This is a genomic window from Acidobacteriota bacterium, from assembly GCA_016196035.1.
In the GTDB taxonomy this organism is placed as follows: Bacteria; Acidobacteriota; Blastocatellia; order RBC074; family RBC074; genus JACPYM01.
Genome location: JACPYM010000050.1, coordinates 42,644 through 51,492, shown reverse-complemented (window position 1 = coordinate 51,492; position 8,849 = coordinate 42,644). Strand labels below are relative to the sequence as shown.

Here is an 8,849-nt window from a genome sequence, read left to right as displayed (position 1 = left end):
TCCGCTTGCTGACGCGCGCGGTACCGTCCCGCTATGCGCCTTATCGTAAAAGATTTCGATGGTCGCGCCGATTTGAATGGTCCCGCCCACCAGTACGCTCGCCAATTGGCCGCATTGGCCGTAGAGCCGTTTGGGGAGCCGGTTATTGATGCGGGTGATGGATTGGCAAGGTTTGCGTACCTGAACGATTTCGAGAATGACCGGCCCAATGCGCAGTTGGGTGCCGGGGAGCAACTCATCAAGCGCTAGGTCTTCGGTGAAAAGATTGGCGCTGAGTTCGCCGGGGGTAACGTTGAAGTCTTCGGTTTGCAGAGCCTGCAAGACTTCCCAGGCAAACAGACTGACGTGGCGTTGCGGATGGCTACCCGCGTGCCCATCGCCTGCTAAACCGTGACCCGCGATGAGGTCAGCTGTTGCCAGAGCAGTTTTGCTGGCACGGCGTGCGCCGCTATAAATCCCTGCCAGCTTGGCCTTTGAATTCATCGCGTTTCCTGCTTTCAATACGCGGCCAGAGCCTCAATCGCCCGCAACACGTCTTCGATCTGCGGCAAGACGGCGTCTTCCAGATCGGGCGCGTAAGGCACAAACGAATCCAGCGCCGCGACCCGTTTGACCGGCGCATCCAGATAATCGAACAACTCATCGGCAATGCGCGCGGCGATCTCGGCGCCATAACCCCACGATTGCCAGTCTTCGTAAACAACGATCACGCGATTGGTCTTTTTGACGCTCGCCGCAATCGCGCGCCAGTCATAAGGATTCAGGCTGCGCAAGTCAATGATTTCGACCTCGATGCCCTGCTCGGCCGCCTGTCTGGCCGCGACGACCGAACGTTGCACCAACGCGCCATAGGTGATGATCGTCAGGTCTTCGCCCGCGCGCACGGTCTTGGCCTTGCCGAAGGGAATCATGAAATCGGCGTCAGGATAGCCGCTCTTGTTGTAGGTCTGCCGGTACAAATGTTTGTGTTCAAGAAACAACACCGGGTCGTCACAGCGAATCGCCGTGCGTAAAAGGCCATTGGCATCCAATGCCGTCGCGGGCATCACCACGCGCCAGCCGGGAATTTGCGTAAAGGTCGAGATGCCCGATTGGCTGTGATAAATCGCGCCGCCTTTCAGATAGCCGCCCACCGGCACGCGCACGACCATTGGGCATTTCCAGGCGTTGTTCGAGCGCCAGCGCAGCAAGGCCGTTTCATCGCGCATTTGCATAAAGGCCGGCCAGATGTAATCGAAAAACTGAATTTCGGCCACCGGCTTCAACCCGCGCGTCGCCAGGCCCGTGGCGCGTCCGATGATGTTGGCTTCGGCGAGCGGCGTATTAAAGACGCGGTCGCTCGAGAATTTGCGTTGCAGGTTGGCGGTCACTTTGAAAACGCCGCCCTTACCTTTGACCTGGTCCAAATACTCCGTGCGGCTGGCGTCGGCCACATCCTGGCCCAGCACGACGATGCGCGGGTCGCGCGCCATCTCTTCGTGCAGGCAGCGATTGATTAAATCCACCATCGTGCCTTCGCCGGGCGGGATGACAGCTTCGGCTTCGGTGTCAAAGGCTCTGCTGGTCGGGTCAACGTCAGGCGAATAAATGAAATGCGTCACCGTCTCTTTGGCCGGTTGCGGAATTTGCAAGGCGCGGTCGGCGGCTTCGTTGATTTCGCGGTCAACCTCAGCGCGCCAGGTTTGCAAATCGGCGGCGACGCCAATCCCGGCTTCGAGCAAAAACTGCTCCATCTTTTTGAGGGGATCGCGCGCGGCATCAAACGCCCGCTCTTCCTCTGGCCGGTAATCGGCTTCGACGTCGGAAAGCGAATGCGAATAGGGCCGAATCACCTGCGCGTGCACCAGCGCCGGGCCGCGCCGTTCGCGGCAATAGCGCACGGCGCGTTGCAGCGCGTCATAGCTTTCCAACAGGTCGGTGCCGTCGCACTCTTCGATATACAAATGCGGGAAGCTGCGCACGAGTTGCGAGATGCTGCCGCCGGCCGTTTGCACTTCGACCGGCGTCGAGATGGCGTAGCCGTTGTCTTCGATCAAATACAACACCGGCAGTTTCAGGTTGCAGGCCGTGTTGAGCGATTCCCAAAACTCGCCCTCGCTGGTCGCGCCATCGCCAGCGGAAACATACACGACTTCATCGTGTTTGAAATGTTGCGCGCGGTCAGCAATCTCTTTGATCAATGCATAGCGATAGCCAGCCTCTGCCGCGCCGACTGCCTGTAAGAACTGCATCCCGGTGCAGGACGAACGCGCCACGAGATGCAAGTCAGGATCGCTCCAATGCGACGGCATCTGGCGCGAGCCGGAATTTTTGTCATCGCGCGCGGCCACCGAACCCAGCAATTGTTCGTAAGGCCCCACCCCCAACTGCACGGCCAGGGCGCGGTCGCGATAGTAAGGATAAAACCAGTCATAGCCGGGCTTCAGCGCCAAGCCGGCGGCCACGGTGACAGCTTCATGACCAGCGCTGCTGATCTGGAAGTACACCAGGTTTTGGCGTTTCAGTTGGATTTCTTTGTCATCAATGCGGCGCGAGGTATACATCGCGCGATAGGCATTGACGAGGGTGGCAGGATTAAGCGCCAGCCCTTCTTTCGACTGACGCTGGAGCTGAAGTTTCGCTTCCATAAAATGTGTCTCTCCCGGCGTTCTCGCTTCGTAGGCAGCGAGTGAATGTCCCGTCATTAGTGGGGCAGTCTAGCCAACCAACAACGCGTTGTGCAAGCTGCGGGCCTTGTGCGAAGATGCCGTCTGGATGAACAGTCAATTGGTGTTACCGATGCTTGAATCAGTGCGGTGAACGTTTGGGAGCGCGCGTCAGACGGCGTTCCCGCCCGCGCGCGCAACTGTTGCGGCAGTCTTTACTTTCGAGTTGACGGAATCCTGGAAAGTGTTGGTTTGAGCGCGCGCCTACGCAGCGAGGAATGCAATGAAACTCAACGACATGCAAATTGATCAAAAGCTGGAGAGCCTGCCCGATTGGCATCTCAACGGTGCGCAAATCGTCCGCGACTTTCATTTCGAGAGCTTCAAAATGGCCTTGGCGTTCGTCAATCGCGTCGCCGATTTGGCCGAATGGGTCAATCATCACCCTGATATTCTGATCCACAATTATAACCGCGTGCGCCTCAGTGTCAGCACGCACGACGCGGGCGGTTTGACTGACAAGGATTTCGATCTCGCCAAGCAGATCAACCTCTTCGCTTGAGCATGTTTTTACCCGAATTGAATAACCCGCTGAGCGTGCTGAGCGCGATGATTACGCCGGCCGTGTTGATCTCGGCCTGCGGCACACTGATCGTTTCGACCTCCATGCGCCTGGCGCGCATCGTGGATCGCGTGCGCGGTCTGAGCCACGAGATCGAAGTGCTCTCTTTTGACGAAGGCGTTGAGTTTCCTGAAGAGCGGCTGCACGAATTCGAGCGCCAGTTAAAGACGCACACGCAACGCGGGGTGCTGATCCAACGCTCGCTTACCTATCTTTACGTGGCGCTCGGGCTGTTCGTCACAACAACGGTTTGCATCGGACTGGTGGCGTTGTTACAGCATCTGGGTTGGCTGCCAATGGTGCTGGGCATCGCAGGCACGCTCTTTTTGTTTTACAGCAGCATGCTCTTGATCGCCGAAACACGGCTGGCACTGCGCTCCGTCAATTCCGAAATGGAATTCACGCTGATGTTGCGCGCGCTTTATCAGGAACGGCGGCGTGCGGCGGCAGGCACGCCGGTTGAAACGGTGGCCGAGACCGAAGCGCCCACGCGCTCACTGCGCAAGATCACGCAGAAACTGGGCATCGGCTAACTGACTGTCATTTTCTTTTTTCACTATTTGAAGACAAAAGAGAGATTACGGAACAGACGGAAATAACGGAACAGACAGAAGAGGCAAGTCAAAAAAGGCTTCTGTTTGTTCCGTTATTTCCGTCTGTTCCGTAATCTCGGAAAAGCCTGGGTGAAAAACTCGCTCAACGATCAGGCACGCTACTCATCACACCATGAAACAAATTCGCATCGTCTGTGACGGCAGCAGTCTGGGCAACGGCGGCAAAGGCGCGCGCGCCGGGGCCGTGGCTATTCTTGAATTCCAAGCCAAACGCAAAATCGTCGGCGAATACCTCGGCACGGCCACCAACCAACAGGCTGAAATCATCGCCGCCTGCCTCGGCCTGGAAGCGCTCAAAGAGCCTTGCCAGGTCGAAGTCATCTCTGATTCGCAATACGTCGTCAAGACGATGAACAAGCTTTTCAAACGCAAAACCAATCTCGAATTCTGGCAACGCTTGGACGCCGCCGCCAACGGCCACCACGTGGTCTGGAACTGGACGCGCGGCCACGCCGGCCATCCCGTCCAGGAAAAATGCGATGAAGCCGCCCGCCTCATCGCCGCCACAGGCCGCATTGAGCAAGCCAAACTCGATGAAATTTTGGACGCCTGAAGTGCAGCAAGCTTTCCAGCTTGCTGTTATGACAAAGTGCAAGCCTGCGCCGACCCCACGTTGGCGAACTTCCCAGCCACCGCAACCTGGAAAGGTTGCAGTACAGACTGCTAAGATGCCTGACTTATGGCACAAGTGCTGACTCTCACTGAATTACTGTCCGCACGCGCGCAATTGCGCCAGGCGGGATGCCGCGTCGTCTTCACCAACGGCTGCTTCGACCTGCTGCATCCGGGCCATGTGCGCTACCTGCAACAAGCGCGCGCTTTGGGCGAAGCGTTAATCGTCGCCCTGAACAGTGACCGCAGCGTGCGCGAGTTGAAAGGCCCGGCGCGCCCCATCTTGAAAGAAGAGGAACGCGCCGAAGTCATGGCCGCGCTCGCTTGCGTAGATTTCGTGACGATTTTCGACGAACCAACGCCGCGCAAAATCATCACCGCGCTACTGCCCGACATCCTCGTCAAAGGCGGCGATTGGAGCATTGAGACCATCGTCGGGCGCGAAGAAGTCGAGGCAGCAGGCGGGCGAGTGCTGAACCTGCCGTTTGTGGCTGGGGTTTCGACCTCGGAAATGATCGCGCGGATTATGCAGAGTCAGCAAGTATTGAATTGAGTTCCTGACAGGATAGAAAGGTTGTTCGCGGTGTCTGCCCTGTTTCAACGCTTTGAAGAAGACGAACAATTTCAGCGCCTTGCCAACGAAGTGCGCGCGGGCCGTCGTGTCGTCAACGTCGCCGGACTCGCCAACGGCGCCAAAGCCCTGGCCCTCGCCGCATTGCAACGCGCGACGGGCAAACGCCTCGCCGTCGTCAGCCTGCGCAGCAAAGACCTGGAGGCGCTCGAAGACGATCTGCGTTTTTTCTATTGCACGCTCAACGACCGCGCCGAATGCGACAACGAAGTCTTCGTGCTGCCCGTATCCGAAAGCGATCCGTACAGCGGCACCTCGCCGCACGCCGACATTCTGGAACGGCGCGCGCTGGCGTTGTGGCGGCTCACCGCAGGCGCGGGCGACATCGTGCTGCTGACCGCGCACGCGCTGTTGCGCCGTTACGTTGCGCTGGACGAGATCAAACAGGCGGGCGTAGTGCTGCGCGTCGGCGAAGAGTTGCCGCTGGATTACCTGCTCGAACATCTGGTCGCGGTCGGCTACAAACGCTCTGACCCGGTGGGCGGCGTGGGCGAATTCTCTTCGCGCGGCGGCATCCTGGATTTCTATTCACCCAGCGCGCAGCTTTCCAAAGCTACCGAGAACGCAACTGCCTTGCTGCCGGTGCGCGTCGAGTTTTTTGGCGACGAGATTGATTCGATCCGCGAATTCGATCCCGAAACGCAACGCTCGGTGCGCGAGTTGAAAGAGACGATTATTGCGCCGATGCGGGATGAACGCGCGACGGCCAGCGACTTTCGCGACTGGGCCAAACGGGCGCGCGAACGCTGGCGGGATGAACGCTATGAACGCGCCCTGCGTGATCGCACAGTCTTTGCCGACGAGGGCGAAGAGTTTCCGGGTTGGGAATATCTGTTGCCGCTGCTGCGTCCGCTCTCGGCGACCGTGTTTGATTACTTGCGCGATTGCGTGCTGGTCGTGGACGAACCCGCCGAAGTCGAGAAGCAATTGCGCAGCCTGCTGGACGAATTGCAGCACGGTTACGAACGCACCGAACGCACCGACGAATTGGGTCTGCCGCCGGAACAGCTTTTCCTGACACCGGATGAATTGCGCACGCGCTTGGAAAACGTCCCGCGCGTCGAAATGCACTTGCTGGGCGCGGCGGCGCTCGCGCGGCAAGAGGAACTCGCTACGGAAGAAGTCGTTTCAACCACCGCCGCCATGATTGCCACCAGCGGAGCCGCCCACGAACGCATTGCCGCCTTCGTCAATCGCCCGACCAGCGCGCCGCTCTTCCTCTTTCCGCCCGAAGCGAAACCATTCGAGGTCAACCTATCCGCGCGCGCCGTGCGCCGCTGGCACGGGCGCATTCCCGACTTGGCCGCCGAATTGAAAGAGCTCTCCGCCTTCGGTCAGCAAACGATCTTCGTGCTGCCCAGCACTGGGGTCGCCGACCGCCTGCGCAAAACGCTGACCGAATACCAAGTCACCGGCATCGCAGGCACAGACGAAGCCCCTAGTCCCAAGCCCCTAGCCCCTATCACGCTCACTGTGGGTGACCTTTCCGTCGGTTTCGCCCTGCCTAATTCCAAGCTGACCGTTTACACCGAAGCTGACATCTTTGACGAAGCCGTCCACACCGACCGCGCGTCCCGCACGCAGGCCAAGAGCAAAGGCTTCAAGCTCGGCGCGTTCCTATCGGACTTCCGCGACCTGAAGATCGGCGATTACATCGTCCACATTGACCACGGCATCGGGCAGTTCCAGGGCTTGCTGCAAATTGACATGGCGGGGCCGGAAACTTCCGCCGACATTTACGCGCGGATGATCGGCGCGGGTGGCGAGAAAGCCGAGAGCAAGCGCGAATTCATGCTGCTCACTTACGCCGACGGCGCGAAGCTTTACGTACCCGTCGAACGCCTCGATCTCGTTCAGAAATTTGCCAGCAGCGAGACTGGTTCGCCTTCGTTGGATCGGCTGGGCGGTATTGCCTGGGCCAAGACCAAGGCCCGCGTCAAACGCGCCATGCGCGACATGGCCGAAGAGCTGTTGAAGCTTTACGCCGAGCGCAAATTGGTCACCGGCTTCGCTTTCAGCGGTGACACGCCCTGGCAGCAGGAATTCGAGGATGCTTTCCCGTACGAATTAACGGTTGACCAAGCGACCGCCATCACCGATGTCAAAAACGATATGGAGCAGCCCCAGCCGATGGATCGCCTGCTGTGCGGCGATGTCGGTTACGGCAAAACCGAAGTGGCAATGCGCGCCGCGTTCAAGTCGGTGATGGATGGCAAACAAGTCGCCGTGCTTGCGCCGACAACCGTGCTGGCCTATCAGCATCATCAGAATTTCAAAGCGCGCTTTGCCGCCTTCCCCGCCAAGATCGAATTGCTCTCGCGCTTTCGTTCGCCCAAAGAACAAAAGGAAGTCGTCGCCAGCATCGAAACCGGCGCGGTGGACATCGTCATCGGCACGCATCGCATTCTGTCGCGCGACTTGAATTTCAAGGAACTCGGCCTCGTCATCGTGGACGAAGAGCAACGCTTCGGCGTCGCCCATAAAGAACGGCTCAAACAAATCAAAAAGCGCGTGGACGTGCTGACCATGAGCGCCACGCCGATCCCGCGCACGCTGAACATGTCGCTGCTGGGCATGCGCGATATGTCCGTGATCGAAACGCCGCCGCGCGACCGCCTGGCGATTCAAACCAACGTCGTGCCCTTCAACGACGCCGTTATCCGCAGCGCCATCGAATTGGAATTGCAGCGCCAGGGCCAGGTCTTCTTCGTCCACAACCGCGTCGAATCCATCGAAGAAGTCGCCGCGCTGCTCAAACGCATCGTGCCCGAAGCGCGCTACATCGTGGCGCACGGCCAGATGGGCGAAAAAGAGATGGAGCAGGCCGTGCTGGATTTCGTGGCTTACAAATTCGACGTGCTGGTCGCCACCACCATCATCGAAAACGGCATAGACATTCCGCGCGCCAACACCATCATCATCAACCGCGCTGACAATTACGGCTTGTCCCAGCTTTATCAGTTGCGCGGTCGCGTGGGTCGCGCCAGCCGCCGCGCTTACGCCTATTTGCTGATTCCACCGGAACAGGAATTGACACCCATCGCGCGCAAACGCTTGGCCGCGATCCGCGAATTCTCTGATCTCGGCGCGGGTTTTCGCATCGCGGCGTTAGATTTGGAATTACGCGGCGCGGGCAACCTGCTGGGCGGGCAACAATCCGGTCAGATTGACGCGGTGGGCTTTGACCTTTACACGCAGATGCTCGAACGCACCGTCCAGGAATTGCGTGGCGAACCGATTGAAGAAGACCTCAACACGCAACTCAACCTGGGCGTGGACACACGCATCCCGGAAGAATACGTATTTGATATGAGCCAGCGGCTGCGCACCTACAAACGTATCGCTTCAGCCAAGACAGATGAAGATTTGCAACGCATCCACGAAGAAGTCGCCGACCGCTATGGCCGCCTGCCTGAATCTGTTGAGAACCTGTTCCTGTACGCCCGTGTGCGGCGCGAGGCCAACCAACTCGGCATCGTTTCGATTGACCGCACGGGCGCGAATCTGGCGCTGAAGCTGAGCGACAAAGCGCGCGTCGAACCGGAATGCTTGATGAAGCTGCTGGCGGAAAATCCGGCGGTGAGCTTTACGCCGAGCGGCGTGCTGAAGGTGAAGTTGGAAGCGAAAGACGCCGCGAATGCAGATCAACAGGTGTTTGCGGTGTTGAGCGCCGTACTGCAAGCCTTGCAATACAGCGTTTGAGCGGTGGCGCCAAACCGTCACCC

At 58.9% G+C, this 8,849-nt stretch carries 7 protein-coding genes; 5 read left to right on the top strand and 2 right to left on the bottom strand.

What is annotated here, in order from left to right; translation table 11 throughout:
• Both HY011_15155 and HY011_15150 read right to left on the bottom strand, forming a co-directional pair.
• A partial coding sequence (locus HY011_15155) for a hypothetical protein (GenBank protein ID MBI3424268.1) occupies positions 1–483 on the bottom strand: 483 nt, incomplete at its 3' end.
• A gap of 14 nt (positions 484–497) precedes the next feature.
• A complete protein-coding gene (locus tag HY011_15150; GenBank protein MBI3424267.1) occupies positions 498–2,627 on the bottom strand; it encodes a dehydrogenase E1 component subunit alpha/beta in 2,130 nt (709 codons plus the stop codon).
• A gap of 301 nt (positions 2,628–2,928) precedes the next feature.
• On the opposite strand from HY011_15150, the gene HY011_15145 reads away from it, so the two are divergent.
• The 5 genes from HY011_15145 to mfd all read left to right on the top strand — a co-directional run bounded on the left by HY011_15145 (position 2,929) and on the right by mfd (position 8,826).
• Positions 2,929–3,207, top strand: a complete 279-nt coding sequence (locus tag HY011_15145; protein MBI3424266.1) for a 4a-hydroxytetrahydrobiopterin dehydratase — start codon at positions 2,929–2,931, stop codon at positions 3,205–3,207.
• A complete protein-coding gene (locus HY011_15140; protein MBI3424265.1) occupies positions 3,204–3,800 on the top strand; it encodes a DUF2721 domain-containing protein in 597 nt (198 codons plus the stop codon). The genes HY011_15145 and HY011_15140 overlap by 4 nt, the downstream gene beginning before the upstream one ends.
• Positions 3,801–3,993: 193 nt before the next feature.
• Complete coding sequence (locus HY011_15135; GenBank protein ID MBI3424264.1) at positions 3,994–4,434, top strand: ribonuclease HI; 441 nt, start codon at positions 3,994–3,996, stop codon at positions 4,432–4,434.
• A 126-nt stretch (positions 4,435–4,560) separates the two neighbouring features.
• Positions 4,561–5,046, top strand: a complete 486-nt coding sequence (gene rfaE2 / locus HY011_15130) for a D-glycero-beta-D-manno-heptose 1-phosphate adenylyltransferase (GenBank protein MBI3424263.1) — start codon at positions 4,561–4,563, stop codon at positions 5,044–5,046.
• Between the two features lie 30 nt (positions 5,047–5,076).
• Entirely contained in the window at positions 5,077–8,826 is a 3,750-nt protein-coding gene (gene mfd / locus HY011_15125) for a transcription-repair coupling factor (GenBank protein MBI3424262.1), read from the top strand.
• The last annotated feature ends 23 nt before the right edge of the window (positions 8,827–8,849 follow it).

Bases quoted from the DNA above. Each gene is read 5' to 3' on its own strand.
- HY011_15145 (MBI3424266.1), top strand. From the start codon at position 2,929: ATGAAACTCAACGACATGCAAATTGATCAAAAGCTGGAGAGCCTGCCC.
- HY011_15150 (MBI3424267.1), bottom strand. From the start codon at position 2,627: ATGGAAGCGAAACTTCAGCTCCAGCGTCAGTCGAAAGAAGGGCTGGCG.
- rfaE2 (MBI3424263.1), top strand. From the start codon at position 4,561: ATGGCACAAGTGCTGACTCTCACTGAATTACTGTCCGCACGCGCGCAA.
- HY011_15135 (MBI3424264.1), top strand. From the start codon at position 3,994: ATGAAACAAATTCGCATCGTCTGTGACGGCAGCAGTCTGGGCAACGGC.